At 69.4% G+C, this 24,521-nt stretch carries 34 protein-coding genes; 31 read left to right on the forward strand and 3 right to left on the reverse strand.

Translation table 11 applies throughout. From position 1 onward, the window contains the following. Positions 1-64 precede the first annotated feature (64 nt). The 29 genes from rplB to truA all read left to right on the forward strand — a co-directional run bounded on the left by rplB (position 65) and on the right by truA (position 16,726). Positions 65-901, forward strand: coding sequence for a 50S ribosomal protein L2 (gene rplB, locus ACGFIM_RS20940; RefSeq protein WP_364068655.1), 837 nt, complete (start codon positions 65-67; stop codon positions 899-901). Between the two features lie 11 nt (positions 902-912). Next, entirely contained in the window at positions 913-1,191 is a 279-nt protein-coding gene (gene rpsS, locus ACGFIM_RS20945; protein ID WP_364068653.1) for a 30S ribosomal protein S19, read from the forward strand. 24 nt (positions 1,192-1,215) lie between these two features. Further along, positions 1,216-1,569, forward strand: coding sequence for a 50S ribosomal protein L22 (gene rplV, locus ACGFIM_RS20950; protein ID WP_364068651.1), 354 nt, complete (start codon positions 1,216-1,218; stop codon positions 1,567-1,569). Next, positions 1,569-2,393, forward strand: coding sequence for a 30S ribosomal protein S3 (gene rpsC / locus ACGFIM_RS20955; protein WP_364068649.1), 825 nt, complete (start codon positions 1,569-1,571; stop codon positions 2,391-2,393). Before rplV ends, rpsC begins: the two co-directional genes overlap by 1 nt. 2 nt (positions 2,394-2,395) lie before the next feature. Next, positions 2,396-2,815, forward strand: coding sequence for a 50S ribosomal protein L16 (gene rplP, locus ACGFIM_RS20960; protein WP_364068647.1), 420 nt, complete (start codon positions 2,396-2,398; stop codon positions 2,813-2,815). Further along, positions 2,815-3,051 (forward strand): 50S ribosomal protein L29, encoded by a 237-nt coding sequence (gene rpmC / locus ACGFIM_RS20965; RefSeq protein WP_355425606.1) that lies wholly within the window; start codon positions 2,815-2,817, stop codon positions 3,049-3,051. Before rplP ends, rpmC begins: the two co-directional genes overlap by 1 nt. After that, on the forward strand, positions 3,044-3,340 hold the full coding sequence (rpsQ, locus tag ACGFIM_RS20970) for a 30S ribosomal protein S17 (RefSeq protein WP_364068644.1): 297 nt from the start codon (positions 3,044-3,046) through the stop codon (positions 3,338-3,340). Before rpmC ends, rpsQ begins: the two co-directional genes overlap by 8 nt. Before the next feature lie 192 nt (positions 3,341-3,532). Beyond that, positions 3,533-3,904: a 50S ribosomal protein L14 gene (gene rplN / locus ACGFIM_RS20975; protein WP_364068642.1), complete on the forward strand. Its 372-nt coding sequence runs from the start codon at positions 3,533-3,535 to the stop codon at positions 3,902-3,904. Next, positions 3,904-4,206, forward strand: coding sequence for a 50S ribosomal protein L24 (gene rplX / locus ACGFIM_RS20980; RefSeq protein ID WP_393202653.1), 303 nt, complete (start codon positions 3,904-3,906; stop codon positions 4,204-4,206). The genes rplN and rplX overlap by 1 nt, the downstream gene beginning before the upstream one ends. Continuing rightward, positions 4,206-4,781, forward strand: a complete 576-nt coding sequence (gene rplE, locus ACGFIM_RS20985) for a 50S ribosomal protein L5 (protein WP_393202655.1) — start codon at positions 4,206-4,208, stop codon at positions 4,779-4,781. The genes rplX and rplE overlap by 1 nt, the downstream gene beginning before the upstream one ends. Positions 4,782-4,783: 2 nt before the next feature. Further along, positions 4,784-4,969: a type Z 30S ribosomal protein S14 gene (locus ACGFIM_RS20990; protein ID WP_364068636.1), complete on the forward strand. Its 186-nt coding sequence runs from the start codon at positions 4,784-4,786 to the stop codon at positions 4,967-4,969. Between the two features lie 176 nt (positions 4,970-5,145). After that, complete coding sequence (gene rpsH / locus ACGFIM_RS20995) at positions 5,146-5,544, forward strand: 30S ribosomal protein S8 (RefSeq protein WP_364068634.1); 399 nt, start codon at positions 5,146-5,148, stop codon at positions 5,542-5,544. Between the two features lie 16 nt (positions 5,545-5,560). Beyond that, complete coding sequence (rplF, locus tag ACGFIM_RS21000) at positions 5,561-6,103, forward strand: 50S ribosomal protein L6 (RefSeq protein WP_364068632.1); 543 nt, start codon at positions 5,561-5,563, stop codon at positions 6,101-6,103. Positions 6,104-6,105: 2 nt separating this feature from the next. Then, a complete protein-coding gene (gene rplR, locus ACGFIM_RS21005) occupies positions 6,106-6,489 on the forward strand; it encodes a 50S ribosomal protein L18 (protein ID WP_364068630.1) in 384 nt (127 codons plus the stop codon). A gap of 49 nt (positions 6,490-6,538) precedes the next feature. Further along, entirely contained in the window at positions 6,539-7,168 is a 630-nt protein-coding gene (gene rpsE / locus ACGFIM_RS21010) for a 30S ribosomal protein S5 (RefSeq protein ID WP_364068628.1), read from the forward strand. Between the two features lie 2 nt (positions 7,169-7,170). Beyond that, on the forward strand, positions 7,171-7,353 hold the full coding sequence (gene rpmD, locus ACGFIM_RS21015; RefSeq protein ID WP_080043226.1) for a 50S ribosomal protein L30: 183 nt from the start codon (positions 7,171-7,173) through the stop codon (positions 7,351-7,353). Positions 7,354-7,355: 2 nt separating this feature from the next. Further along, entirely contained in the window at positions 7,356-7,823 is a 468-nt protein-coding gene (rplO, locus tag ACGFIM_RS21020; protein WP_393202658.1) for a 50S ribosomal protein L15, read from the forward strand. 171 nt (positions 7,824-7,994) lie between these two features. After that, positions 7,995-9,299: a preprotein translocase subunit SecY gene (gene secY / locus ACGFIM_RS21025; RefSeq protein ID WP_393202660.1), complete on the forward strand. Its 1,305-nt coding sequence runs from the start codon at positions 7,995-7,997 to the stop codon at positions 9,297-9,299. Beyond that, the gene (locus ACGFIM_RS21030) at positions 9,299-9,949 is read left to right on the forward strand and encodes an adenylate kinase (RefSeq protein WP_364068622.1); all 651 of its coding nucleotides are present in this window, start codon (positions 9,299-9,301) and stop codon (positions 9,947-9,949) included. The genes secY and ACGFIM_RS21030 overlap by 1 nt, the downstream gene beginning before the upstream one ends. A 112-nt stretch (positions 9,950-10,061) precedes the next feature. Then, positions 10,062-10,871, forward strand: a complete 810-nt coding sequence (gene map, locus ACGFIM_RS21035; RefSeq protein ID WP_393202662.1) for a type I methionyl aminopeptidase — start codon at positions 10,062-10,064, stop codon at positions 10,869-10,871. An 18-nt stretch (positions 10,872-10,889) separates the two neighbouring features. Continuing rightward, on the forward strand, positions 10,890-11,321 hold the full coding sequence (locus ACGFIM_RS21040; RefSeq protein ID WP_393202664.1) for a DUF1707 domain-containing protein: 432 nt from the start codon (positions 10,890-10,892) through the stop codon (positions 11,319-11,321). Positions 11,322-11,942: 621 nt separating this feature from the next. Next, positions 11,943-12,164, forward strand: coding sequence for a translation initiation factor IF-1 (infA, locus tag ACGFIM_RS21045; protein WP_012887858.1), 222 nt, complete (start codon positions 11,943-11,945; stop codon positions 12,162-12,164). Positions 12,165-12,188: 24 nt separating this feature from the next. Beyond that, positions 12,189-12,302: a 50S ribosomal protein L36 gene (rpmJ, locus tag ACGFIM_RS21050; protein ID WP_003956441.1), complete on the forward strand. Its 114-nt coding sequence runs from the start codon at positions 12,189-12,191 to the stop codon at positions 12,300-12,302. Positions 12,303-12,514: 212 nt separating this feature from the next. Continuing rightward, positions 12,515-12,895: a 30S ribosomal protein S13 gene (rpsM, locus tag ACGFIM_RS21055; RefSeq protein WP_393202666.1), complete on the forward strand. Its 381-nt coding sequence runs from the start codon at positions 12,515-12,517 to the stop codon at positions 12,893-12,895. Between the two features lie 117 nt (positions 12,896-13,012). Next, on the forward strand, positions 13,013-13,417 hold the full coding sequence (gene rpsK, locus ACGFIM_RS21060; RefSeq protein ID WP_020542285.1) for a 30S ribosomal protein S11: 405 nt from the start codon (positions 13,013-13,015) through the stop codon (positions 13,415-13,417). 23 nt (positions 13,418-13,440) lie between these two features. Continuing rightward, positions 13,441-14,067 carry a 30S ribosomal protein S4 gene (rpsD, locus tag ACGFIM_RS21065; protein ID WP_393202668.1) on the forward strand — a complete coding sequence of 209 codons (627 nt, stop codon included), beginning with the start codon at positions 13,441-13,443 and terminating at the stop codon, positions 14,065-14,067. Positions 14,068-14,164: 97 nt separating this feature from the next. Continuing rightward, on the forward strand, positions 14,165-15,181 hold the full coding sequence (locus ACGFIM_RS21070) for a DNA-directed RNA polymerase subunit alpha (RefSeq protein WP_055506403.1): 1,017 nt from the start codon (positions 14,165-14,167) through the stop codon (positions 15,179-15,181). Between the two features lie 94 nt (positions 15,182-15,275). Then, on the forward strand, positions 15,276-15,791 hold the full coding sequence (gene rplQ / locus ACGFIM_RS21075) for a 50S ribosomal protein L17 (protein ID WP_393202670.1): 516 nt from the start codon (positions 15,276-15,278) through the stop codon (positions 15,789-15,791). A gap of 74 nt (positions 15,792-15,865) precedes the next feature. Next, entirely contained in the window at positions 15,866-16,726 is an 861-nt protein-coding gene (gene truA / locus ACGFIM_RS21080) for a tRNA pseudouridine(38-40) synthase TruA (RefSeq protein WP_393202672.1), read from the forward strand. A gap of 205 nt (positions 16,727-16,931) precedes the next feature. Here truA and ACGFIM_RS21085 read toward each other — a convergent pair whose 3' ends face one another. The 3 genes from ACGFIM_RS21085 to ACGFIM_RS21095 form a co-directional block, all read right to left on the reverse strand. Beyond that, positions 16,932-20,636, reverse strand: coding sequence for a hypothetical protein (locus ACGFIM_RS21085; protein ID WP_393202674.1), 3,705 nt, complete (start codon positions 20,634-20,636; stop codon positions 16,932-16,934). 355 nt (positions 20,637-20,991) lie between these two features. Beyond that, complete coding sequence (locus tag ACGFIM_RS21090) at positions 20,992-22,431, reverse strand: hypothetical protein (protein WP_393202676.1); 1,440 nt, start codon at positions 22,429-22,431, stop codon at positions 20,992-20,994. Positions 22,432-22,455: 24 nt separating this feature from the next. Continuing rightward, the gene (locus tag ACGFIM_RS21095; protein WP_393202678.1) at positions 22,456-23,220 is read right to left on the reverse strand and encodes a CAP domain-containing protein; all 765 of its coding nucleotides are present in this window, start codon (positions 23,218-23,220) and stop codon (positions 22,456-22,458) included. A gap of 309 nt (positions 23,221-23,529) precedes the next feature. Here ACGFIM_RS21095 and rplM point away from each other — a divergent pair, with 309 nt between their 5' ends. Both rplM and rpsI read left to right on the forward strand, forming a co-directional pair. Beyond that, a complete protein-coding gene (gene rplM, locus ACGFIM_RS21100; RefSeq protein WP_393202680.1) occupies positions 23,530-23,973 on the forward strand; it encodes a 50S ribosomal protein L13 in 444 nt (147 codons plus the stop codon). A 26-nt stretch (positions 23,974-23,999) separates the two neighbouring features. After that, positions 24,000-24,521, forward strand: a complete 522-nt coding sequence (gene rpsI / locus ACGFIM_RS21105) for a 30S ribosomal protein S9 (protein ID WP_364068596.1) — start codon at positions 24,000-24,002, stop codon at positions 24,519-24,521.

The following is a 24,521-nucleotide window of genomic DNA, read 5'->3' on the forward strand; positions in this document are numbered from 1 at the left end:
TGAGACCGTCGCACTCCGGTGCGGCGGGCTCACCCATGTAACCGACGAAGGATGAACGAAAAAGATGGGCATCCGTAAGTACAAGCCGACGACCCCAGGTCGCCGCGGGGCGAGCGTCTCGGACTTCTCCGAGATCACCCGCAGCACGCCTGAGAAGTCGCTGCTTGCGCCCCTTCACAGCAAGGGCGGCCGCAACGTACACGGCCGAGTCACCGCGCGCCACCAGGGCGGCGGTCACAAGCGCGCCTACCGGATCATCGACTTCCGTAGGCATGACAAGGACGGCATCCCGGCCAAGGTCGCTCACATCGAGTACGACCCCAACCGCACCGCCAACATCGCTCTGCTGCACTACGCCGACGGCGAGAAGCGCTACATCATCGCGCCGACCGGCCTCAAGCAGGGCGACCGCATCGAGAACGGCCCCAGCGCCGACATCAAGACGGGCAATTGCCTGCCGCTGCGCAACATCCCGACCGGTACCTTCATCCACGCGGTGGAGCTCCGTCCGGGCGGCGGCGCGAAGCTCGGCCGCTCCGCGGGCGCTCAGATCCAGCTGCTCGCCAAGGAAGGCCAGTACGCCACCCTGCGTATGCCGTCCGGTGAGATGCGCATGGTCGACGTGCGCTGCCGGGCGACCGTGGGCCAGGTCGGCAACGCCGAGCAGGCCAACATCAACTGGGGCAAGGCCGGCCGTATGCGCTGGAAGGGCAAGCGCCCGACCGTTCGCGGTGTCGCGATGAACCCCGTCGACCACCCGCACGGTGGTGGTGAGGGCAAGACCTCCGGTGGTCGCCACCCGGTGAACCCGAAGGGCAAGCCCGAGGGCCGCACCCGCCAGGCCAACAAGGCCAGCGACCGGCTGATCATCCGTCGTCGGAGCAAGAGGAAGAAGCGGTAGGAGCAGCCGAGATGCCACGTAGCCTTAAGAAGGGTCCCTTCGTGGACGAACACCTTCAGAAGAAGGTGGACGCTCAGAACGAGAAGGGCACCAAGAACGTCATCAAGACGTGGTCGCGGCGCTCCATGATCGTTCCCGACATGATCGGGCACACGATCGCCGTGCACGACGGCCGCAAGCACGTCCCGGTGTTCATCACCGAGGCCATGATCGGCCACAAACTCGGAGAGTTCGCCCCGACGCGGACGTTCCGCAGCCACGTCAAGGAAGACCGCCGCAGCCGGCGGTAAGCGTCCCGGAAGTAGGAGAAAGCGATGGAAGCCAGGGCTCAGGCGCGGTTCGTCCGTGTCACGCCCCTCAAGGCCCGCCGCGTGGTGGACCTTATTCGCGGGCTGCCCGCTTCGGAGGCGCAGGCCGTGCTGCAGTTCGCTCCTCAGTCGGCGAGCGAGCCTGTCTACAAGGTGCTCAGCAGCGCCATGGCGAATGCGGAGCACAACTTCAATCTCGACCCCAGCACGCTCTACGTGAGCCGCGCGTGGGTCGACGAGGGCCCGACGCTGAAGCGGTTCCGCCCGCGTGCACAGGGTCGTGCCTATCGGATCAACAAGCGGACCAGCCACATCACTGTGATCGTGGAGTCCCGCGAGCCGAAGGGAAGGACCCGATAGTGGGCCAGAAGGTTAACCCGCACGGGTTCCGCCTCGGCATCACGACCGACTTCAAGAGCCGGTGGTACGCCGACAAGCTGTACAAGTCGTACGTCGCTGAGGATGTCGCCATCCGCCGCATGCTGCAGAAGGGCATGGAGCGGGCCGGCATCTCCAAGGTAGAGATCGAGCGCACCACGGACCGCGTGCAGGTGGACATCCACACCGCACGTCCCGGCATCGTGATCGGCCGGCGCGGCGCCGAAGCGGACCGCATCCGCGGAGACCTGGAGAAGCTGACCAAGAAGCAGGTCCAGCTCAACATCCTCGAGGTCAAGAACCCGGAGATCGACGCGCAGCTCGTCGCGCAGGGCGTCGCCGAGCAGCTGTCCAGCCGTGTCTCGTTCCGCCGCGCCATGCGCAAGGCGATGCAGTCGGCCATGAAGTCCGGCGCCAAGGGCATCCGTGTCCAGTGCTCCGGTCGTCTGGGCGGCGCCGAGATGTCGAGGTCGGAGTTCTACCGCGAGGGCCGCGTGCCGCTGCACACGCTCCGCGCGGACATCGACTACGGCTTCTACGAGGCCCGTACGACCTTCGGCCGCATCGGCGTGAAGGTCTGGATCTACAAGGGCGAGGCTCCGACCAGCCGCGCCGAGCGTGAGGCGGCCGCCGCCGGCGCTCGTGCCGGCCAGCGTCGTGAGCGTGACGACCGTCGCGGCGGTGGCGACCGTCCGCGTCGTGGCGGCGACCGCTCCCGTCGTAGCCGCGCCCCCCGTACCGAGGCGGCCGCCCAGGCCGCCCCCGAGACCGGCCCGGCTGCTCAGCCGGGTGCTGAAGGGAGCTGACCATGCTGATCCCGCGCAGGGTCAAGCACCGCAAGCAGCACCGGCCTAACCGCAGCGGAGTCGCCAAGGGCGGCACCAGGGTCGTGTTCGGCGAGTTCGGCATTCAGGCGGTGGAGCACTCCTACGTGACCAACCGCCAGATCGAGTCGGCCCGTATCGCCATGACCCGTCACATCCGCCGTGGCGGCAAGGTGTGGATCAACATCTTCCCCGACCGCCCGCTGACGAAGAAGCCGGCCGAGACCCGTATGGGTTCCGGTAAGGGTTCTCCGGAATGGTGGGTCGCCAACGTCAAGCCCGGCCGCGTGCTCTTCGAGCTGTCGGGCGTGGCGGAGCCGGTCGCGCGCGAGGCGCTTCAGCGTGCGATCCACAAGCTGCCAATGAAGTGCAAGATCGTTAAGCGTGAAGTGGGTGAGGCGTGATGGCTAAGGGCCTGACCGCCGGCGAGCTGCGGCTCGAGGACGAGGAGACCCTCGTTCAGAAGCTGAAGGAGGCGAAGGAGGAGCTGTTCAACCTCCGCTTCCAGGCGGCGACCGGTCAGTTGGAAAGCCATGGGCGGCTGCGCGCCGTCCGCCGCGAGATCGCCCGTATCTACACCGTGATGCGCGAGCGGGAGCTCGGCATCGTCACGGTCGAGAAGGAGTCGAGCGATGGCTGAGACCGAGACCACCACTGAGACCACCGAGGGCGCGCGCCAGCGGAACTTCCGTAAGGTCCGCGAGGGCCTCGTCGTCAGCGACAAGATGGACAAGACCGTCGTCGTCGCCGTCGAGGACCGCGTCAAGCACCGCCTCTACGGCAAGGTCATCCGCCGTACGACCAAGTACAAGGCGCACGACGAGCAGAACGCCTGCGGCGTCGGCGACCGCGTGCTGCTGATGGAGACCCGCCCCCTCTCCGCCACCAAGCGGTGGAGGGTCGTGGAGATCCTCGAGAAGGCCAAGTAAGGCCCTCTCCGATAGACCGCGCCTCGTGGGGGCTCTCAGAGCCCCCATGACGGCGTCCAAGGACGCGGGGTCACTCGACCCCGCGTCGCCTGCGGTGCGGTGCCCTGAGGGGCGCTGTGGCCGTGGGAACAAGACAACGACGGGTTCCGCCAGGCTCAGCGATGAGAACCGGCGCGACTAACAGGAGTAGACGTGATCCAGCAGGAGTCGCGGCTCAAGGTCGCCGACAACACGGGTGCCAAGGAGATCCTCTGCATCCGCGTTCTCGGCGGCTCGGGCCGACGCTACGCGGGTATCGGCGACGTCATCGTCGCCACAGTCAAGGACGCGCTGCCTGGCAGCACTGGCGTCAAGAAGGGCGACGTGGTCAAGGCCGTCGTCGTCCGCACGACCAAGGAGCGCCGCCGGCCCGACGGCTCCTACATCCGCTTCGACGAGAACGCCGCCGTCATCATCCGCGACAGCGGCGACCCTCGCGGCACTCGTATCTTCGGCCCGGTCGGCCGCGAGCTGCGTGACAAGAAGTTCATGCGCATCATCTCGCTCGCCCCGGAGGTGCTGTAATGCCGAAGCTCAAGGTGAAGAAGGGTGACCTGGTCCAGGTCATCGCCGGCAAGGACAAGGGTGCCAAGGGTCGGGTGATCGCCGCTTACCCGCGCGAGGAGCGCGTGGTGGTCGAGGGCGTCAACCTGATCAAGAAGCACACCAAGGAGACCCACCAGGGCCCGCGCGGCGCCAAGCAGGGCGGCGTGCAGACCATGGAGGCTCCGATCCACGTGTCCAACGTGAAGAAGCTGAAGGACGACAAGCCCGCCGAGAAGAAGGCCGACGAGAAGAAGGCCGAAGAGACGGGTGAGGACAGCTGATGACTGCCACCACCACCGAGACCGAGCGCCCCACGCCGCGGCTGAAGACGAAGTACCGCGAAGAGATCGTTGACCAGCTCCGTGAGCAGTTCGGCATCAAGAACGTCATGGAGATCCCGGGGCTCACGAAGATCAAGGTCAACATGGGTGTCGGCGAGGCGGCTCGCGACTCCAAGCTGATCGAGGGCGCCGTCCGCGACCTCACCGCGATCACCGGCCAGAAGCCGGCCGTCGTGCGGGCCCGCAAGTCGATCGCGCAGTTCAAGCTGCGTGAGGGCATGCCGATCGGCGCGCACGTCACGCTGCGCGGCGACCGCATGTGGGAGTTCCTCGACCGGCTGCTGTCGCTGGCGCTCCCGCGCATCAGGGACTTCCGCGGCCTGTCGCCGAAGCAGTTCGACGGCAACGGCAACTACACCTTCGGTCTGACCGAGCAGGTCATGTTCCACGAGGTCGACCAGGACAAGGTGGACCGGCCGCGGGGCATGGACATCACGATCGTGACCACCGCGAAGAACGACGAACAGGGCCGGGCGCTGCTGAAGCTCCTCGGCTTCCCCTTCAAGGAGGCCTGATCATGGCGAAGAAGGCGCTGATCGCCAAGGCGGGGCGCAAGCAGAAGTTCCAGGTCCGTGCCTACACGCGTTGCTCGCGCTGTGGCCGGCCGCGCGCCGTCTACCGCAAGTTCGGGCTCTGCCGCGTGTGCTTCCGTGAGATGGCGCACCGGGGCGAGCTGCCCGGCATCACCAAGTCGAGCTGGTAGGTAACCTGAAGGGCGGCCTCGTGCCGCCCGTTCAGGCATTCATATTCCGGAAGAAGAGACAGGGCGTCCCGGAAGGGGCGTCCGCGACCACGCCGTAGGTCCACCGGCAGAGCGGAGACGCCGTGCGCGTCCCTGACTTGGCCGACTGGAAACCCCGGCGAGGAAGGCCACTGGCCATGACGATGACCGACCCGATCGCAGACATGCTCACGCGTCTGCGCAACGCGAACGCGGCGTACCACGACAGCGTGTCGATGCCGTACTCGAAGATCAAGGCGCACATCGCCGAGATCCTCCAGCAGGAGGGCTACATCCAGTCTTGGAGCGTCGAGGACGCCAAGGTTGGCAAGAACCTCGTGGTGGAGCTCAAGTTCGGGCCCACCCGTGAGCGGTCGCTCTCGGGCCTGCGCCGGGTGTCGAAGCCCGGTCTGCGGGTTTATGCAAAGAAGGACAACCTGCCTCGAGTCCTGGGCGGGCTGGGCGTCGCGATCATCTCGACGTCCCACGGCCTCATGACGGACAAGCAGGCCAGCAAGCGTGGTGTGGGCGGGGAAGTCCTCGCCTACGTCTGGTAGAGGGGAGGAACACAGCATGTCGCGAATCGGACGGCTGCCCATCCCTGTGCCGAGTGGCGTAGACATCACGATCAACGGCCAGGAGGTCCAGGTCAAGGGGCCGAAGGGCACGCTCACCCACACGGTCGCCGAGCCCATCAAGGTTTCGCGCGACGAGGACGGCTCGATCGCCGTCACCCGGCCCAACGACGAGAACAAGGTCCGTGCGCTGCACGGTCTGTCCAGGACGCTGATCGCCAACATGGTGCAGGGCGTCACTCAGGGCTACTCCAAGAGCCTTGAGATCGTCGGCGTCGGTTACCGCGTCCAGGCCAAGGGCCCGACGCAGCTGGAGTTCTCGCTGGGCTTCAGCCACCCGGTCATCGTGGACGCCCCCGAGGGCGTCACCTTCCGCGTCGAGAAGCCGACCCTGTTCCACGTGGACGGCATCGACAAGCAGAAGGTCGGCGAGGTCGCCGCCAACATCCGCAAGTTGCGCAAGCCGGACCCGTACAAGGGCAAGGGCGTGCGTTACCAGGGCGAACAGATCCGCCGCAAGGTCGGAAAGGCTGGTAAGTAGGCATGGCTCCGAAGACTGCGTTCAGCAAGCACACGGCTGCCCGCACCGTCTCGCGGGCCCGCCGTCACCGCCGCGTCCGCAAGAAGGTCGTCGGCACGCCCGAGCGTCCGCGCCTGGTCGTCAACCGTTCGACGCGTCACATGTTCGTCCAGATCGTGGACGACACCGTCGGCCACACGCTGGTGAGCGCCTCCACCATGGACGCCTCGCTGCGCGCCCTTGAGGCGGACAAGACCGAGAAGGCCAAGAAGGTCGGCGAGCTCCTCGCTCAGCGGGCCAAGGAAGCCGGCATCACCAAGGTCGTGTTCGACCGCGGTGGCAACCGGTACGCGGGCCGGATCGCGGCGCTGGCTGACAGCGCGCGCGAGGGCGGGCTCGAATTCTAATGAGGGCCCGAGGATCGCAAATGATGGCAACTGAGAAGAGGAACCACTGATGGCTGCAGCTCCGCGTCGCGGTGGCGGCACCGGTGGCGAGCGGCGGGACCGTCGTGACGATCGCCGCGGTGGCGCCGCTGACAAGGGCGTCTCGTACATCGAGCGCGTAGTGAAGATCAACCGAGTGGCCAAGGTCGTGAAGGGTGGTCGGCGCTTCAGCTTCACCGCCCTCGTCGTCGTCGGCGACGGCAACGGCCTGGTCGGCGTCGGGTACGGCAAGGCCAAGGAAGTGCCCGCGGCCATCGCCAAGGGTGTCGAAGAGGCCAAGAAGCACTTCTTCAAGGTGCCTCGCATCCAGGGCACGATCCCGCACACCGTGCAGGGCGAGGAGGCGGCGGGCGTCGTGTTCCTGCGGCCCGCCTCGGCCGGTACCGGCGTCATCGCCGGTGGCCCGGTGCGCGCGGTGCTGGAGTGCGCCGGCATCCACGACGTTCTGTCCAAGTCGCTCGGCTCGGACAACCCGATCAACATCGTGCACGCCACCGTGGCGGCTCTCAAGGCGCTCTCGCGTCCTGAGGAGATCGCCGCCCGCCGTGGCCTGCCGATCGAGGACGTCGCCCCGGCGGCCATGCTCAAGGCTCGTGCCGAGGGCCTGGCCGAGGCCGCGGCGGCTAAGGCGGTGAGCTAGTCATGGCACGCCTGAAGATCACTCAGGTTCGCTCCAAGATCGGTGGCAAGCAGAACCAGCGTGACTCGCTGCGTTCGCTTGGCCTGAAGCGAATCGGCGACGTCGTCGTCAAGGAGGACCGGCCCGAGATTCGCGGGATGGTCTCCGTGGTGACGCACCTCGTCGAGGTGGAAGAGGTCGACTAGTCATGACTGAGAGCTCCAACAACGCGGCTCCGCTGAAGATCCACGACCTGCGTCCCGCCCCCGGCGCCAACAAGCCGAAGATCCGCAAGGGTCGCGGCGAGGCGTCGAAGGGCAAGACGGCCGGTCGCGGCACCAAGGGCAGCCGCGCCCGTACGACGATCCCCCTCGGCTTCGAGGGTGGTCAGGTGCCGCTGCAGAGGCGTCTGCCGAAGCTCAAGGGCTTCTCCAACGCCCTGTTCAAGACGACCTACCAGGTCGTCAACCTCGACAGGATCGGCGAGCTGTTCCCCGAGGGTGGCGATGTCACCGTCGAGGCGCTGGTCGCCAAGGGTGCTGTCCGGAAGAACCAGCTCGTGAAGGTGCTCGGCTCCGGCGAGATCTCCGTCGCGGTGAACGTGCAGGCTCACGCCTTCTCGTCCAGCGCGAAGGAGAAGATCACGGCGGCCGGTGGTTCCGTTACCGAGCTGTAAAGACGCTATGACGAGGCGTGGGGGCTCTTACAATGGGCCCCCACGCCCGTAGTGCGTTAGAGTTCGCGAGACGGCAGGCTTCTGTCCGGCTCGTTTGACAATGAGACTTCAGATGGCAGATCCCCGCACCATCGCTTACTCACATCGCCGTATAGGCGCGCAGGAGGGACCGTGCTGACCGCGTTTACCCGGGCGTTCCGGACACCGGACCTGCGCAAGAAGTTGCTCTTCACCCTGGGCATCATCGCGCTATTCCGTCTCGGCTCGGTTCTTCCGACTCCGGGAGTCCACGTCCAGAACCTCGCCGCCTGTTTCGACCAAGCTCGCAGCGGCGACACCGGCAATATCTACGGGATGGTCCAGCTCTTCAGCGGCGGCGCGCTGCTGAAACTTTCAGTGTTCGCGCTGGGCATCATGCCGTACATCACCGCGAGCATCATCCTGCAGCTGCTCGTGGTGGTCATCCCGCGCCTCGAGGCGCTGAAGAAGGAAGGCCAGGCCGGCCAGGCCAAGATCACGCAGTATACGCGTTATCTGACGATCGGCCTCGCCGTGCTGCAGTCGACGGCGTTCATCGCTCTTGCGCGTACGGGCCAGCTCTTCCCGAACTGCCAGCAGGACGTGCTGCTCGACCCGGACAACATCTTCGGCATCATCACGATGGTGATCATCATGACCGCCGGTACTTCGGTGATCATGTGGCTCGGTGAGCTCATCACCGATCGGGGCGTCGGCAACGGCATGTCCATCCTGATCTTCACTCAGGTCATCGCGGTCTTCCCGTCCGAGCTGGCCAACATCTTCCAGGCGAACAAGTTCACCTTCGCGGTCGTCATGGTCGTCGGCGTCTTCATGATCGCCGCGGTCGTCTTCGTCGAGCAGGCGCAGCGCCGCATCCCGGTCCAGTACGCCAAGCGCATGGTGGGCCGCAGGATGTACGGCGGCACCTCGACCTACATCCCGCTGAAGGTCAACCAGGCCGGCATCATCCCGGTCATCTTCGCCTCGTCGCTGCTCTACCTGCCGCAGCTGCTCACGTCGCTCTTCTCGACCAGCGACAACGTGGTCATCACCTGGATCTCGCAGAACCTCGCCACGGGCGACACGCCGATCTACATGGCCACGTTCTTCGTGCTGATCATCTTCTTCACGTACTTCTACGTGTCGATTACCTTCAACCCCCCTGAAGTCGCCGACAACATGAAGAAGTACGGTGGATTCATTCCGGGCATCCGCCCCGGCCGTCCGACGGCTGAATACCTGAACTTCGTGCTCACCCGTCTGACCGCGCCAGGCGCGCTCTATCTGGGTCTCATCTCCATGGTCCCGATCGTCGCGCTGGCCGTGGCCGGTGCGAGCCAGAACTTCCCGTTCGGAGGGACGAGCATTCTGATCATGGTTGGTGTCGGCCTGGACACGGTGAAGCAGATCGAGAGCCAGCTCCAGCAGCGCAACTACGAAGGTTTCCTGCGGTAGTGCGTCTCGTTCTGGTCGGGCCCCCCGGAGCGGGCAAGGGGACGCAGGCCCAGTACATCGCATCGAACCTGTCCATCCCGAAGATTTCGACAGGGGACATCTTCCGTGCCAACGTGTCCGGCGGCACGGAGCTCGGCAAGCTGGCCAAGACGTACATGGACCGCGGTGACCTGGTGCCGGACGAGGTCACGATCGCCATGGTCCGTGATCGTCTGTCGCAGGACGACGCGCAGGACGGCTTCCTGCTCGACGGCTTCCCGCGGAATGTCGCACAGGCGGAGATCCTGCGCGACATGCTCAAGGAGTGGGGCCAGGAGCTGGACATCGTCCTGTCGCTGATCGTCGACGACGACGAGGTGGTGCGGCGGCTCGCCGGCCGGCGCACCTGCAGCCAGTGCGGCCGCATCTGGCACGTCGAGTTCGACGACAAGAAGGACGACAAGTGCGACGCGTGCGGGGGCGCGTTGTTCCAGCGTGACGACGACAAGGAGGAGACCGTCAGGCACCGCCTGGAGGTCTACCAGGAGCAGACGGCGCCGATCATCTCCTACTACGCCGACGAGGGCATCCTGGTCGGTGTGGACGCCACAGGGCCGGTCGAGGAGGTCACCCAGCGGGCCATGGACGCGATCCGGCCTTTCATGGGTTGAGCGCCGAGTACGACTGATTCGCGGAGGTGGCACGGGTTTCCGTGCCACCTCGCGGTTATTGTGGGGGAATTGGGCCCCCAGCGTGGCCCGTTGAGACCCCAGGGGGCAGAACATGTTCAAACGCAACAGGCACGGCATCCAGATCAAGACGCCGGAGCAGCTCGAGAAGATGCGGGCCGCCGGCCTCGTGGTCGGGCGCACGCTCGACCTGCTCAAGCGCACGGTGGAGCCCGGCATGACGCCGCTCGACCTCGACGTCATCGCCGAGAAGGCGATCAGGGAAGAGGGCGCGATCCCGTCCTTCAAGGGCTACCAGGGCTACCCCGCGACGATCTGCGCGTCCGTGAACAACGAGGTCGTCCACGGCATCCCGACCAACGCCCGCAAGCTGCGCGAGGGCGACATCATCTCGATCGACTGCGGTGCCATCCTCGACGGCTGGCACGGCGACTCGGCCGTCACGGTGCCGATCGGCGAGGTGGACCCGAAGCTGACCGAGCTGATCCGGGTGACGGAGGAGGCCATGTGGCGCGGTATCGCCGCGCTGCGGCCCGGCCGGCACCTGTCGGACATCGGTTACGAGGTCGAGCGGTACGTGAAGTCTCAGGGCCGCTACGGCATCCCTCCGGAGTACGGCGGCCACGGCATCGGCACCGAGATGCACATGGACCCGTGGATCGCCAACCACGGCAAGCCGGGCCGCGGCCCGCTGCTGGAGGCGGGCATGTGCCTGGCCATCGAGCCCATGGTCAACCTCGGCACCGAGCGCACCCGCGTACTGGCCGACGACTGGACCGTGGTCACGCTCGACGGCAAGCACTCGGCGCACTTCGAGCACAGCGTGGCCGTGACACATAATGGACCTTGGGTGCTCACCGCCCTGGATGGGGGCGAAGAGCGCCTCGCTCATCTGCAGCCCTAGCCCCCTGGAGTTGGTGGGATGGCGAACAGCCCCGAGATGCGAGCGTCCGACGCCGACCGCGATCGCGTCGCCGCCATCCTCCGCGAGCACACCGCGCAGGGCCGCCTCACGATGGACGAGTTCAACGAGCGGCTCGAGCAGGTCTACAAGAGCAAGACGTACGGCGAGCTCGCCAAGCTCACCTCCGACCTGCCGGATGTGGACCTGCGCCACCTGCCCGCCAAAGTGGAGAGCTCGGCGCCGGAGAAGAAGGGCATGCACTCCGGCATGGCGGCGGCCTGGAGCGCCTGGGCCGCGGCCAGCGGCATCAACTGGGTGATCTGGCTGATCGTGAGCATCACGGCGGGCACAATGATCTACCCCTGGCCGCTGTGGGTGATGGGGCCGTGGGGCGTCATCCTTCTGGTCAGCACGATCTTCGGCGGGGGCGATCAGTCGAAGGAGTCGTGAGGGCCGCGCGGCGGCCTGTGTGTCGTGCACGGCCTGATACGCAGGGGCCGTCGCGTGGTGCGGGCTGAGACACAGGGGCGCCGTCGCGTGCTGCGGGCGTGGGTGCGGGCGTCCGCCCTCACGTAGTACGGCCCGAGGTGTACGCGCCCGCTTCCTCGCCCGGCATCGGCGCGGTGGTCCCCCGCGTCGTGCGGGGGGTCGATGCGGACGCGCCCGGCACCGGTCCGGCTGCGCTCTCGCGCTGATCCGCCTGATGGGGACGCGCCGGGCGGCGGTCCGGCTTTCGCGCCGCTCCGCCTGATGCGGGCGCGCCGGGTGGCGGTCCGGCGCTCGCGCTGTTCCGTCTGATGCGGAGGCGCCGGGTGGCGGCGGAGGGCGCCGCTGCCGCGTCGTGCGGGCTGATGAGTTGCGGCGTAGGGTACACTTCTACATGGTTGTGTCAGGACACCTGGCACGCGTTTCGCGTTTTGGGCCCAGGTGTCGTACACTCCTTAGTCGGCTCACTATGACTTCTCACGCGTCGGCGGTCTTTGCCGGCCGTCGCTCTCTTCGAAGCGTGAAGGTCGCGGCTGCGTAGTGAACCGGAGCCTCAGACGACCGATCAGTGAAACGCGAGGAATTTTGGCCAAGAAAGACGGCGCCATCGAGATCGAGGGCACTGTGGTCGAATCGCTCCCGAACGCAATGTTCCGGGTGCAGCTCGACAACGGCCACAAAGTCCTTGCCCACATCAGCGGTCGGATGCGGATGCACTACATCCGGATCCTTCCGGACGACCGGGTAGTCGTTGAGCTGAGCCCCTACGACCTGAGTCGCGGGCGGATCGTCTACCGATACAAGTAAGACGTCTGAGGAACACAAAGGACAATGAAGGTAAAGCCGAGCGTCAAGAAGATCTGCGACAAGTGCAAGGTGATCCGCCGGCACGGTCGCGTCATGGTGATCTGCGACAACCTGCGCCACAAGCAGCGCCAGGGCTAAGTCGCCGCAAGGCTTCTCCGAGTCCGCCCCGCAAGGGAGCGGGCTCGACGCATGAGGAGCCTGAGTCAGTTAGCGCGTCTCACACCTGAGAAGGCGGCGCGAGCCGAACCACTCAGGAGACCCCCGGTCGGAGGCCGGGGCCCTCACCCCGGGCATTGGGGAGGGGTAGTGCGGCGCAAGACCTCCGCCACATAGAAGGAGAATGCCCGACCATGGCTCGCCTGGTTGGCGTCGACCTCCCCCGCGACAAGCGGCTGGAGATCGCTCTCACCTACATCTACGGAATCGGCCGCACCCGGGCTCAGGAGATCCTGAAGGCCACCGGCGTCAACGGCGACCTCCGCGTGCACGAGCTCACCGACAACGAGCTCGTCCCGATGCGTGACTACATCGAGGCGAACTTCAAGATCGAGGGTGACCTGCGCCGCGAGGTTCAGGCCGACATCCGTCGCAAGATCGAGATCGGTTGCTACCAGGGCATCCGGCACCGCAAGGGCCTGCCCGTGCACGGTCAGCGCACGCAGACCAACGCGCGTACCCGTAAGGGCAAGAAGAAGACCGTCGCCGGCAAGAAGAAGCCCGGTAAGAAGTAGTCCCGCATGGGGGTCGCCGACGCCCGGACCCGGTCGTTCATCTGACCGGCGAGTGCCGGGCCGGCGCGATCGTCACACACAGCCGCGGACCGAAGACCTCAGGAGTAATGGCAAACAATGCCTCCTAAGAGCCGCCAGGGCGCGCCGAAGAAGGTGCGCCGCAAGGAGAAGAAGAACGTCGCTCACGGGCACGCCCACATCAAGAGCACGTTCAACAACACGATCGTCTCGATCACCGACCCGAACGGGAACGTGATCTCCTGGGCCAGCGCCGGCCACGTGGGTTTCAAGGGCTCCCGTAAGTCCACCCCGTTCGCCGCCCAGATGGCCGCCGAGAACGCCGCCCGCCGCGCCATGGAGCACGGCATGCGCAAGGTCGACGTCTTCGTCAAGGGTCCCGGCTCCGGCCGCGAGACCGCGATCCGCTCGCTGCAGGCCACCGGCCTGGAGGTGGGCTCGATCCAGGACGTCACCCCGGTTCCGCACAACGGTTGCCGGCCGCCGAAGCGCCGCCGCGTCTGACTTAGCCCAGGAGATACAGAGAAATGGCTCGTTACACGGGCGCCGACTGCAAGCTCTGCCGCCGGGAGAAGACCAAGCTCTTCCTCAAGGGCAGCAAGTGCGAGTCCGCCAAGTGCCCCATCGAAATCCGTCCTTACCCGCCGGGTGAGCACGGTCGCGGACGTCCCAAGGAGTCCGAGTACCAGCTTCAGCTTCGTGAGAAGCAGAAGACCCGCCGCATCTACGGCGTCCTCGAGAAGCAGTTCCACAACTACTACGAGGAGGCCGCGAGCCGGTCGGGCAAGTCGGGTGAGGTTCTGCTCCAGATCCTGGAGAGCCGCCTCGACAACGTCGTCTACCGCGCCGGGTTCGCGCAGTCGCGCGACGCCGCCCGCCAGCAGGTCCGTCACGGGCACTTCCTGGTGAACGGCAAGAAGGTCGACATCCCGTCCTACCGCGTTCGCGAGCACGACATCATCGAGGTCCGCGAGAACAAGCGGAACCTGATGCCGTACGAGGTGGCCCGCGCCACCGCCGGCGAGCGCACCGTTCCCGCCTGGCTCGGCGTCGTGCCGGACAAGCTGCGCATCCTGGTCCACCAGCTTCCGGTGCGCCAGCAGATCGACACGCAGGTGCAAGAGCAGCTCATCGTCGAGTACTACTCGAAGTGAGCCTCGGCCGGGATGCGCACTGCCGCATCCCGGCTACGCTGTTCATCGGAGTGGCGTCATATAGCGGGCGTCACACGAAAAAGGGGAGAACCCGCTCATGCTGATCGCTCAGCGTCCGACTCTTCTGGAAGAGTCGATCGACGAGACCCGGTCCCGGTTCGTCATCGAGCCGCTGGAGCCCGGCTTCGGCTACACCATCGGAAACTCGCTGCGCCGCACGCTGCTGTCGTCCATCCCGGGCGCCGCCGTGACGAGCATCCGCATCGAGGGCGTGCTGCACGAGTTCTCGACCGTCCCCGGGGTCAAGGAAGACGTCACCGACATCATCCTCAACCTCAAGGAACTGGTCGTGTCCTCCGAGCACGACGAGCCGGTCGTGATGTACCTGCGCAAGCAGGGCCCGGGTGAGGTGACCGCGGCCGACATCGCGCCGCCCGCCGGCGTCGAGGTGCACAACCCCGAGCTGCGCATCGCCACGCTCAACAGCAAGGCCAAGCTGGAGATGGAGCTGACCGTCGAGCGCGGTCGCGGCTACGTCTCCGCCGCCCAGAACAAGCAGCCGGGCCAGGAGATCGGCCGCATCCCGATCGACTCGATCTACTCCCCGGTCCTCAAGGTCACCTACAAGGTCGAGGCGACCCGAGTCGAGCAGCGTACCGACTTCGACCGTCTCATCCTCGACGTCGAGACCAAGCCCGCGATGAAGCCCCGCGACGCGGTGGCCTCCGCCGGCAAGACCCTCGTCGAGCTCTTCGGCCTGGCCCGCGAGCTCAACGTCGAGGCCGAGGGCATCGACATCGGCCCGTCGCCGACCGACGCGGCCCTGGCCGCCGACCTGGCGCTGCCGATCGAGGAGCTCAACCTCACCGTCCGCTCCTACAACTGCCTCAAGCGCGAGGGCATCCACACCGTGGGTGAGCTCGTGGCCCGCAGCGAGCAGGACCTGCTCGACATCCGCAACTTCGGCGCCAAGTCGATCGAAGAGGTCAAGCAGAAGCTGCACGAGATGTCGCTGGCGCTGAAGGACTCCCCGCCCGGGTTCGACCCGAGCGCGGTCGCCGGTGGCGGCTACGACGACGACGACAGCGCGTACGTCGAGACCGAGCAGTACTGATTCCCAGTTAGCGCGGGCCCCCGCGACGGGGGCCTGGCGGCCCGACCCCGGTACCTGGTACGGCCGGGGCGGGTGAACCTCAAGGAGAAATGACATGCCCAAGCCCACCAAGGGTGCACGTCTTGGCGGCAGCCCGGCGCACGAGCGGCTGATCCTGGCCAACCTGGCCACGGACCTGTTCCGCCACGGCAAGATCCGCACGACGGTCGCCAAGGCCAAGCGCCTGCGTCCGCTGGCCGAGCGCCTGATCACCAAGGCGAAGAAGGGCGACATCCACAACCGGCGTCAGGTCCTGACCGTCGTTCGGGACAAGGGCGTCGTGCACCACCTCTTCACCGAGATCGCGCCGACGTTCGCCGAGCGTCCCGGCGGCTACACCCGCATCACCAAGATCGGTGCGCGTAAGGGCGACAACGCCCCGATGGCGGTCATCGAGCTGGTGACCGAGCCGCTGAACGCCGTCACCACGCGCCGCACCACCCCGGCCGCCGCGGCCCCCAAGGCCGAGGAGACCAAGGCCGAGGAGACCAAGGCCGAGGAGGCCAAGGCCGAGGCTCCGGCCGAGGAGTCCGCTCCCGCCGAGGGCGAGGCGAAGAAGGACGAAGCCTGATCTTTCAGGCTGGACAAACGGGTCCGACCCCCTGCGCGGGGTTCGGGCCCGTTTTCGATTGAGGGAGGATCATCGTGGTACGGCTCCGCCTCGACCTCGCGTACGACGGGACCGACTTCTCCGGATGGGCCAGGCAGCCGGGGCTGCGTACCGTCCAGGGGGAGATCGAGCAGGCGCTCGGGCGGATCCTGCGCCTCGGCGAGCCGGCCATGCTGACCGTGGCCGGGCGTACCGACGCCGGGGTGCACGCGCGCGGCCAGGTCGCGCACGTGGACGTGCCCGAGGCCTCGCTGCGGGAGCTCGACGGGAACCGGGGGCCGCTGAGCGTCGATGAGCGGCTCTCTGCACTCGTACGGCGGCTCGCCGGTGTCCTTGACCCAGATGTGCGGATTTATCGGGTCTCCGTGGCTCCTGAGGGCTTTGACGCCCGGTTCTCGGCGCTCTTCCGGCGGTACGCGTACCGCGTGAGCGACGCGCCCTGCGGCGTGGACCCGCTGCGGCGGCGCGAGGTCGTCTGGCACAACCGGCCCCTCGACATCGACGCGCTGAACGCCGCCGCTACGCGGCTGCTCGGCGAGCACGACTTCGCCGCCTTCTGCAAGAAGCGCGAAGGCGCCACCACGATCAGGGAGCTGCAGCGGCTCGACTGGGCACGCGAACCGGACGGCGTGCTGGTCGCCACCGTCGTCGCCGACGCGTTCTGCCACTCGATGGTCCGCGCCCTCGTGGGGGCGCTGCTCGCCGCGGGCGACGGCCGGCGTCCCGTCGAGTGGCCTGGCGAGGTGCTGCGGCGGGGGGTTCGGGACTCCGGCGTGCATGTGGCGCCCGCGCACGGGCTGTGCCTGGAAGAGGTCGGCTACCCCGGCGACGCCGACCTCGCCGCCCGTGCCGCCGCCACGCGGCGCGTCCGCACGGTCGGAGCCGACGCCGGCTGAGGCCGGCCGCATTCGCACGACGCGGTGCCGCCCGCCGCTGGTGCCGTCGCGTTCGCGCCCGTGGGATGAGCCGGTGGGGCGGGGCGCTTGCCGGGCTCGCGTCGAACGCCCCCACGACGACGGTGGGTCACACCGCCGCGCTGCCTCGGCGGTGCGACCCTGTGACGTTGCCAGTGGCCCCCGAAGGGGTGAGGTGCGCGGGGGCTCAGTTCTTGGTGGCGCGGCGTTCCAGGACGTCCGAGGTCAGGTCGCGGAACGCGGCGCTCACCTTCGGCAGCGTCTTCTCGGCGGCCGTCGGCGTGTGGCCGTCGGCGTGGGTCGCGTAGCTGAAGACGATGTAGCGGCCCCACACCAGGCCGGCCGCGTAGCCGCCCGCGATGTGGACGCGTTCGCCGCCCGAGCCGTCCGGGCCGGGCAGCGGCCGGAACCAGACGTTGTGCGACAGGTCCTTCGCCTGGTCCACGGCGGCCGCGGCGTCCTTGTCGGGCAGCACGGCGATGCCGGTGGTGACCGCGTAACGGCGCTTGCCGTCGACGTACGTCGCCCGCAGCACCCGGCTGCACCGCTGCTCCTTCAACGCGTCGGCGAACGCGCCCGTCGCCGCCTTGCCGCAGGTCGTCTCCATGCCGGCCTTGACGCGCGTGAACGTCGTGCCCGCCGCGCTGACCTTCTTCTTCGGGAACGCCTCCGTCAGCGACAGCTTCTCCGGGTCGGTCTGCTCAGAGTCGAGCACGGACGTGGCCGCCGGGCTCTCGGGCGGCGGCGGGGTGGTCTCCTGGACGGTGGGCGGCGGCACCGACGCCCGGGTGGCCGCCGTCGTCGGAGCGGGCGAGGTCACCGTCTGGTACGCGAAGAAACCGCCCGTCGCCACGCCCGCCAGGGCCAGCGCGCCCAGCGTCACCAGCAGCGCCCGCTTGTTCTTGGCCGGTGGCGGAGGCGGCGGTGGCGTCTGGAACGGCGGCTGCTTGAACGCGCCCGGCGGGAAGGCCGGGCTGCCCTGCCGCTGGGCGGGCACGTTGAAGGCCGACGCCGGCTGCTGACCCCACGCTTCCCTGGGAGCCGGGAGCTCGGGCGGCCTCTCACCGGCCGCCGCGGCAGGGGCTTGGGTCGGCGGCCAGACGGGGACGTCACCGGGCTCGGCGGGGCGAACGCCTTCCTGGCCATGGGACGGCGCGGCCGCCCCACCCGCCCCGGACCCGCCGGGTCCGGTCGATCCGGTGCCGGTGGCCGGCTTGCCGGGTCCGGTGGGTCCAGTGCTCGTGGCCGGTTCGCCGGATCCGGCCGATCCGGCGCCGGTGGCCGGCGTGCCGGAGTCCGCTCCGGGCGCGCCGTGTGGTGTGCCGGGCTCGCCTCGTCCAGTGCCGTGCTCGCCCTGCTCAGCGCCGGGCTCACCGGGCGCGGCACCCGGCGTGCCGCCCTCGGCGGACTCGGCAACCGGGTTGCCAGGGCCGGCAGCGGGCGCGCCGGGCTCGCCCTGGTCGGCCGGGCCGGGCTGGGCGTTCTGCGTGCCGGGGCTGGAGCCTGCGGCCGAGCCGGATCGGGCGGCCGGGGCGGCCTCCGCGTTGTGCGGGGCGGCGGCGTGGCCGTGGCCCTGGGCCCGCTGGTTCGCGACCCGCTGGGTGCTGTCCGGGTCCGTGGCCGAGCCCGCCTGCGCCGCGGAAGTCGCCTGGGCGTCCCCCTGCGTGCCGGAGGCCGTGTGCGCGTCCTGCCCTGCGTCGGCATCGGCTTGCGCGGCCGGGGCTGCGGGGGCGTCCCCCGGGGTGGCCTGCGTGGCTGTGCTCGGGCGGGGGTGGGCGGCCGTGGGCCGGTCCGTGGTGCCGGCGGGCGTTCCCTGTTCCCCGCCGTCCTGAGGTGCGGTGCCGGCCGGGTGCGGGGCGGCCATGCGCGGGTGGACGGCCGTCGTCGACGACTCGTCGTCCTCGTGCGCGGTCGCAGCGTCGGCGTCTGCGGCCTGCTGGGACGTTGCGTCGGGGCGGCCGGGGCCCGCGGTGGTGGCCGTCTTGCGCGGCGGCTCGTTGGACGACAGGGACGGCGGCGAGACGGGCGCCGGTACGTCGCCCGCGCGCGCCTGATCGGCCCCCTCGCGTTGCGCGGCGTGGCCGGCCGCCGGGATGCCTTCAGGGTCGGTCGCGTACGCGTCGGGGTCGGCCGCGTCGGCTGCGGCGTCCGGAGCGTTCGGGCCGGTGCCGGGGCCTGCCGTGTTCGGGTCCGTGGCGCCGGCGTGCATGCTCGCGCTGAGCACGTTCGGGTCGGTGGCGGTCGCGTCCGCGCCCGCCCCGCCGTCCGGGTCCGTCGTGACGGCGTCGGGCTGGTAGTCCGTGTCGCCTGCGGCCACCTGGTTCAGCACGAACGGGGTGGGGTTCGGGTTGAACGGCGGCGGCATGAACGGCTCGTCCGCGTCGGGCACCGCCTCCAGCTCGCCCGTGGCGGCCGGCCACGGGGGCGTGGCGTGCGAGTCGGACTGCGGCGCGGGCCATGCGGGCATGCCGGCCGCCGCCGCCGTGAACGCCGGTGGCGGCTCCCACGGCGGCGTGCCCGAACCGCCCTCCTGCGCAGGCCAGGCGCCCGCACCCTGACCGGGCTGGGGTCGGCCGTTCTCCTGCCCGCCCGGCTGCCGGCCCTGCTGAGGTCCGGCGTTGGAGTGGCCGTCCTGCTGGGGAGCGGCCTGCGGCTCGGCGGCTTCAGGCGCGTTCCACTGCTGTACGTCGTGGGGCCGCCCCGGCTGTTCTGGCTGGTTCGCGTGGCCCGGCTGGCCCGGCTGGCCCGGCTGGGCTGCGTGGCCCGGCTGCCCAGCCTGGGGCGGGTGGCCCGGTTGGCCTGCATGGCCTGGCCGGCCCGGCCGGCCTGGCCGGCCCGCCTGGGCCGGGTGGGGCTGGTCGGTGTGCGGGGCCGCGAGTGGCCCGCCCGGGTGTGCGGGGCCCGCCGGAGGGTGCGGCTGCGACGCGCCGAACGGCGCCGCGGGCGGCTGCTGTCCGAACGCGTGCGGGCCGCCGGGAGGCGCGCCGAAGGTCGGCGGGTGGGCAGGGGCGGGGTGCCCGCCGTCAGGTTGCGGCGCACCGAACGGCGGCGTGCCAGGCGCGCCCTGCCCGAAGGCGTGCGGCCCGCTCTGCCCGGGCCCGGCCGCAGCCGAGCCGTCCTGCCCGAAGGCGTGCGGGCCGCTCTGCCCCGGCGCGTCCGCCTGCTCCGGCCGGGCCTGAGCCGAGCCGTCCTGTCCGTAGGCGTGCGGGCCGCCCTGAGCCTGGCCGAAGGGCGCGGCCGGGCCGCCCTGAGCCGGGCCGCCCTGAGCCGGCCCGCCCGGGGTCTGGCCGAACGGGGGCTGGCCGAACGGGGGCTGGCCCTGCGGAGGGTTGAAGGGCGGCCGGCCCTGTGGGGGGCCGAAGGCGTGCGGCGCGCCCTGGGCGGGCGGGAACGGAGGCGGGGCGCTCTGGGGGCCGGTGAAGGCCGGCTGGCCGAAGCGGGGCGGCAGGTGAGGCTGGTCGTGCCCGGGCGCGGCCCCGAACGGCGGCTGCGGCGCGGGCTGGGCCTGCGTGGGGTCGGCGAGCCAGTCGTAGGGCGCGGCTTCGTCGCCGGGGATCTCCCACGGCTGGGCGTCCGCCGGTCGCCCGGGAGACGGGACGTGGGCGTCAGGGGCGGCACCGGCGGCGGGGTCCTGGGCGGTGGCCGGCGAGGCGGACCCGGACTCGGGTGAGCCCGGCCCGGATGCCGGCGTGCCCGGCTGGGAGGCCGGGGCGCCGGGGTGGCCGTCGTTCGCCGGGGCGGCCTGAGGTGGCCGGGCGTTCTCGCCCTGGGAGGAGTGCGCGACTGCCCCCGAGGTCGCGCCTTGACCGGCCGTGCCTCCGGTGCCCGCCTGGGTGTGCGGGGCCGCGTCCCCGGCAGGCGCCTGGGCGTGCGGGGTCGGAGCGCCGGTCACCGGGGCGGGTGGGGACGGCTGGGTGCGGGGATAGGGGTCGCTGAGCTGGGGCGGGGACGGGTGCCCTGAGGCACCCGCCGCCGTGTCGCTCAGAGATGGGTGTGGGTGGGCCGGCGCCCGCTCGCCAGAGGGAGCGAACGCCGGTGGAACGTCTCGCCCGTCGGTCTGGCCGAAGCTCGGCGGTGGCGTCGTCGGGGCGGCCGAACCGTCGGCCTCCCTCTGATCGTGCTCAGACCCGGGTTCCTGGCCACGCATAGCTGGGAGCCTAGCGAGCCGGACGAGATCGTTAGGCCGGTATGGGCGTTCCCAGGGGCATCACCAGCCCCTTTGCAGGGGGTTCGCCCCAAAAGAACACTCAGCTGAGTGCGCTGCCGGTCAGGGCGCGGTTGTCCAGGGCCTCGTACACGGTGGCCTTGGTGATGTCGACGATGGCCTGCGAGATCCGCTTCGACCCCTTCGAGTCGGGCTTGGTGCCGTCCTTGCGCTGGAACCAGACGAGGATCGCGTAGTGGCCGTACGTCGAGATCTTGGCGCCGCCCGCGCCGGAGCCGAGCTGCTTGGTGACCTCGTCCTTGCCGGCGAGCGGCTTGACGTAGTTGCTCGTGCTGCCGGCCTTGGCGACCTTCTTCGCCTGCGCCTCGGAGCTGAGGTTGGCCACGCCGATCGTGCCGATCACCACGCCTTCCTTGTCACGGAAGCTCGCGCGCACGAACTGGGTGCACTTGGCGGACTTGAGCGCCTTCTGCAGGGCGTCGCCGAGCGCGCCGTCGGTGCACTGCTTGTCCTTGCTGGTGATCGTCATCTCGTAGCCGCGCTTCGAGACGGTGAACTTCCGCTTCTTGCCGAAGATCTCCTTGACCGAGATCGGGTCGGGGTCGGTCTTGCGGCTGGCGGCGAAGCCGTACCTGCCGGGCGGGACCGAGGGCAGCGGCGCCGAGGTCTGGCGGGACGCGGTGGTCTCGGCGGTGACGGGGTCGTCGGCGTTGTACATCATGACCAGGCCGCCGGTGAGCAGGCCGAGCACGACCAGGCCGCCGATGCCGGCGAGCAGCGGGCCGCGCGAGCGGCTGTTCTCGTCGTACGGGCTCCAGCCGATGCGGTTGTTCTGCGCGGTCTTGGCGGGGCGGTCGTCACCGCCGGTGTCCTCGGCGGCCGCGCCGCGGTCCTTGCGGCCGCGGCGGCTGGACGGCTTGCCGCCCTTTTTATCCTTCTTGTCGTCTGCGCCTTTCCCGCCGTCGGGCCCGGAAGGAGAGCTGAAAGCGGAGGTGGGCTCGTTCGGGCCGGGTACGTTCGGCGCTCCCGCCGGGGGCCGTCGCTCGAAACCGTCTGTGCCGGTGCCGGGGCCGCCGAAGGCGTCGGGCCGTCGTTCGGGACCGTCTGGACCGGCGCCGGGGCCGCCGAAGGCGTCGGGGCCGAAGCCGCCCTGCGGAGGAGGACCGGCGGGGCCGCCGCCGTGGCGGCCGCCGCCGCCCGGACCACCCGGACCGGCGGGCCCGCCGCCGTGGCGGCCCGAGCCGCTCATGAACAGGCTGCCTGGAGGCTCGGCGCCGCCGGGGCCGCTCGCGAGGGGATCACCGCCTGGCCTGCCTCTGCGGCCGCCGCCGGCCGGGCCGTCGCCGGCGGCGAACATGCCGCCCGGGGCGTCGGCGCCCCCGCCACCTGCGGGGACGTTGCTCGTGAAGAGGCTGCCCGGCGTCACGTCCGAGGGCGCGCCGCCGCTCCTGGGCCTGTCGCCCATGCCGTAGGGGGCGCTGCCGGTGCCGTGCTCACGTTCCCCACTGCCGTTGGAAACCATGCGGCGACATTACCGTGATGTTCGTCATTGGGTTCCGAAGTCTTGGGTCCACCATGGGCCTCCTGGCCCGGATGCGACCCCCACGCCGATGGCCTTCAGGCGGCAGTCGAGGATGTTCTTGCGGTGGTCGCGGCTGGCCATCCAGCCGTCCACGGCCTCGGCGGGTGTGCTGTAACCTGCGCCGATGTTCTCGGCGGCGCCCCAGCGGTATCCGGCGCGCTCCATGCGGTCCCAGGGGGAGGAGCCGTCGGGGGAGTTGTGCACGAGCTCGCCGGAGCGGGCCATCTCCAGCGAGTGCGCGCGCGCCGACCTGGTGAGCCCCGCGTCGACTCTGAGCGGCCCGCATCCGCGCTTGGCCCGCGCGGAGTTCGTCAGCGTGACGACCTCCGAGGCCATGTCGGACAGCACCCGTACGTCCTCGCGCCCGTTGTCGAACGCCGACTTCGGGTCGTCGTGCGAGTTGAAGCCCTCGATACGCCCGTCGGGGGTGCGGCGCGGCGCGGCCGTCGCGGTGGGCTCGCCCACCTCTTTCTGGATGGTGATGCCGCGCGGGATGCTCTCGACCTGCGGCTGCGCCTTCTTCTGCGCGGTCGGCCCCGGGCCCGCGGTGGCGGCGGCGGGTGGCGCGGTCTCGCTGAGGTAGATGTGGGGGGCAGGGTCCTCTTCGCTGCTCAGCCGGCCGATCAGCACTCCCGTGAACAGCACCGCCAGGAGGCAGGTCAGCAGGCCCAGGTGGTTCCGGCGCCGGAGGCCGCGCTGGGTGTGCCGGGTGCGAGAGAACTGCCACATACCGCCGCCAACGATAGGGATGTCTGGTCCTGGGAAAGAAGAGGTCCCATGGAAACGAAACCTAACCGTTCTGCGGTCAGGTAGACTCACACAGGGTTACCGGTCTTTTTGACCTGCACGCCTATTGGCGGGTAGCTTAGGTTCGTTGTGTGCATAGGTCCTGCGTGACCGATGCGCGGCGCGTCCGGCGTCATCTCCCGTGTGGTGGAGACGGAAGGTCCGGGCCGTCGTGTGCCCGCACCGACCGACCAATGTGTAGCTGTCGCATCCGACAGCGCCGAAGACGCGAGCATAAAGAAGGCTACGACCGTGCGCACGTACTCACCGAAGCCCGCCGACGTCCAGCGTCAGTGGTACGTCATCGACGCGACCGATGTCGTGCTGGGCCGGCTGGCCAGCCACGTCGCGACCCTGCTCCGCGGCAAGCACAAGCCGATCTATGCCCCCCACGTTGACACGGGTGACTTCGTCATCGTGATCAACGCGGACAAGGTCGCGCTGAGCGGCAACAAGCTTGAGCAGAAGAAGGCGTACCGCCACTCGGGCTACCCGGGCGGTCTGCGTTCCGTCACGTACGGCGAGCTCATGGAGAAGCGGCCGGAGAAGGCCGTTGAGAAGGCCGTCAAGGGCATGCTGCCGAAGAACTCCCTCGGCCGGAAGATGGCCAAGAAGCTGAAGGTCTACGCGGGCCCCGAGCACCCGCACAAGGCCCAGCAGCCCGTGCCGTTCCAGATCACCCAGATCGCCCAGTAGTAGTTCGAAAGAGTTAGAGGAGAACCGTGGCTGAGCCCACCGGTGTCGAGACGGCCGTAGAGGCCGAGCTGGAGGACTACTCCGGCGAGGACTTCCCGTCCGAGTACACCACCGAGTCCGCCGCCAGCGCTGACGCTCCCGTGCGCAAGCCCGTCACCACGGGCAACTCGTACGGCACCGGCCGCCGGAAGCAGGCGATCGCGCGCGTGCGCATCGTCCCCGGCACCGGCAAGTGGACGATCAACGGTCGTTCGCTGGACAACTACTTCCCGAACAAGGTCCACCAGCAGATCGTCAACGAGCCCTTCGTGGTGCTCGGCGCCGAGGAGGCGTTCGACGTCATCGCCCGCATCGACGGCGGTGGCGTGACCGGCCAGGCCGGTGCGCTGCGCATGGGCCTTTCCCGCGCGCTGGCGAGCCTCGACGTCGAGGTCAACCGCCCGCCGCTGAAGAAGGCCGGCTTCCTCACCCGTGACGCCCGCGCCACGGAGCGGAAGAAGTACGGCCTCAAGAAGGCCCGTAAGGCTCCGCAGTACAGCAAGCGCTGA

This window comes from Nonomuraea sp. NPDC049309 (assembly GCF_043196965.1).
Classification (GTDB): Bacteria; Actinomycetota; Actinomycetes; order Streptosporangiales; family Streptosporangiaceae; genus Nonomuraea; species Nonomuraea fastidiosa.

Bases quoted from the DNA above. Each gene is read 5' to 3' on its own strand.
- rplB (WP_364068655.1), top strand. From the start codon at position 65: ATGGGCATCCGTAAGTACAAGCCGACGACCCCAGGTCGCCGCGGGGCG.
- rpsS (WP_364068653.1), top strand. From the start codon at position 913: ATGCCACGTAGCCTTAAGAAGGGTCCCTTCGTGGACGAACACCTTCAG.
- rplV (WP_364068651.1), top strand. From the start codon at position 1,216: ATGGAAGCCAGGGCTCAGGCGCGGTTCGTCCGTGTCACGCCCCTCAAG.
- rplP (WP_364068647.1), top strand. From the start codon at position 2,396: ATGCTGATCCCGCGCAGGGTCAAGCACCGCAAGCAGCACCGGCCTAAC.
- rpmC (WP_355425606.1), top strand. From the start codon at position 2,815: ATGGCTAAGGGCCTGACCGCCGGCGAGCTGCGGCTCGAGGACGAGGAG.
- rpsQ (WP_364068644.1), top strand. From the start codon at position 3,044: ATGGCTGAGACCGAGACCACCACTGAGACCACCGAGGGCGCGCGCCAG.
- rplX (WP_393202653.1), top strand. From the start codon at position 3,904: ATGCCGAAGCTCAAGGTGAAGAAGGGTGACCTGGTCCAGGTCATCGCC.
- rplE (WP_393202655.1), top strand. From the start codon at position 4,206: ATGACTGCCACCACCACCGAGACCGAGCGCCCCACGCCGCGGCTGAAG.
- ACGFIM_RS20990 (WP_364068636.1), top strand. From the start codon at position 4,784: ATGGCGAAGAAGGCGCTGATCGCCAAGGCGGGGCGCAAGCAGAAGTTC.
- rpsH (WP_364068634.1), top strand. From the start codon at position 5,146: ATGACGATGACCGACCCGATCGCAGACATGCTCACGCGTCTGCGCAAC.
- rplF (WP_364068632.1), top strand. From the start codon at position 5,561: ATGTCGCGAATCGGACGGCTGCCCATCCCTGTGCCGAGTGGCGTAGAC.
- rplR (WP_364068630.1), top strand. From the start codon at position 6,106: ATGGCTCCGAAGACTGCGTTCAGCAAGCACACGGCTGCCCGCACCGTC.
- rpsE (WP_364068628.1), top strand. From the start codon at position 6,539: ATGGCTGCAGCTCCGCGTCGCGGTGGCGGCACCGGTGGCGAGCGGCGG.
- rpmD (WP_080043226.1), top strand. From the start codon at position 7,171: ATGGCACGCCTGAAGATCACTCAGGTTCGCTCCAAGATCGGTGGCAAG.
- rplO (WP_393202658.1), top strand. From the start codon at position 7,356: ATGACTGAGAGCTCCAACAACGCGGCTCCGCTGAAGATCCACGACCTG.
- map (WP_393202662.1), top strand. From the start codon at position 10,062: ATGTTCAAACGCAACAGGCACGGCATCCAGATCAAGACGCCGGAGCAG.
- ACGFIM_RS21040 (WP_393202664.1), top strand. From the start codon at position 10,890: ATGGCGAACAGCCCCGAGATGCGAGCGTCCGACGCCGACCGCGATCGC.
- rpmJ (WP_003956441.1), top strand. From the start codon at position 12,189: ATGAAGGTAAAGCCGAGCGTCAAGAAGATCTGCGACAAGTGCAAGGTG.
- rpsM (WP_393202666.1), top strand. From the start codon at position 12,515: ATGGCTCGCCTGGTTGGCGTCGACCTCCCCCGCGACAAGCGGCTGGAG.
- rpsK (WP_020542285.1), top strand. From the start codon at position 13,013: ATGCCTCCTAAGAGCCGCCAGGGCGCGCCGAAGAAGGTGCGCCGCAAG.
- rpsD (WP_393202668.1), top strand. From the start codon at position 13,441: ATGGCTCGTTACACGGGCGCCGACTGCAAGCTCTGCCGCCGGGAGAAG.
- ACGFIM_RS21070 (WP_055506403.1), top strand. From the start codon at position 14,165: ATGCTGATCGCTCAGCGTCCGACTCTTCTGGAAGAGTCGATCGACGAG.
- rplQ (WP_393202670.1), top strand. From the start codon at position 15,276: ATGCCCAAGCCCACCAAGGGTGCACGTCTTGGCGGCAGCCCGGCGCAC.
- ACGFIM_RS21090 (WP_393202676.1), bottom strand. From the start codon at position 22,431: ATGGTTTCCAACGGCAGTGGGGAACGTGAGCACGGCACCGGCAGCGCC.
- ACGFIM_RS21095 (WP_393202678.1), bottom strand. From the start codon at position 23,220: ATGTGGCAGTTCTCTCGCACCCGGCACACCCAGCGCGGCCTCCGGCGC.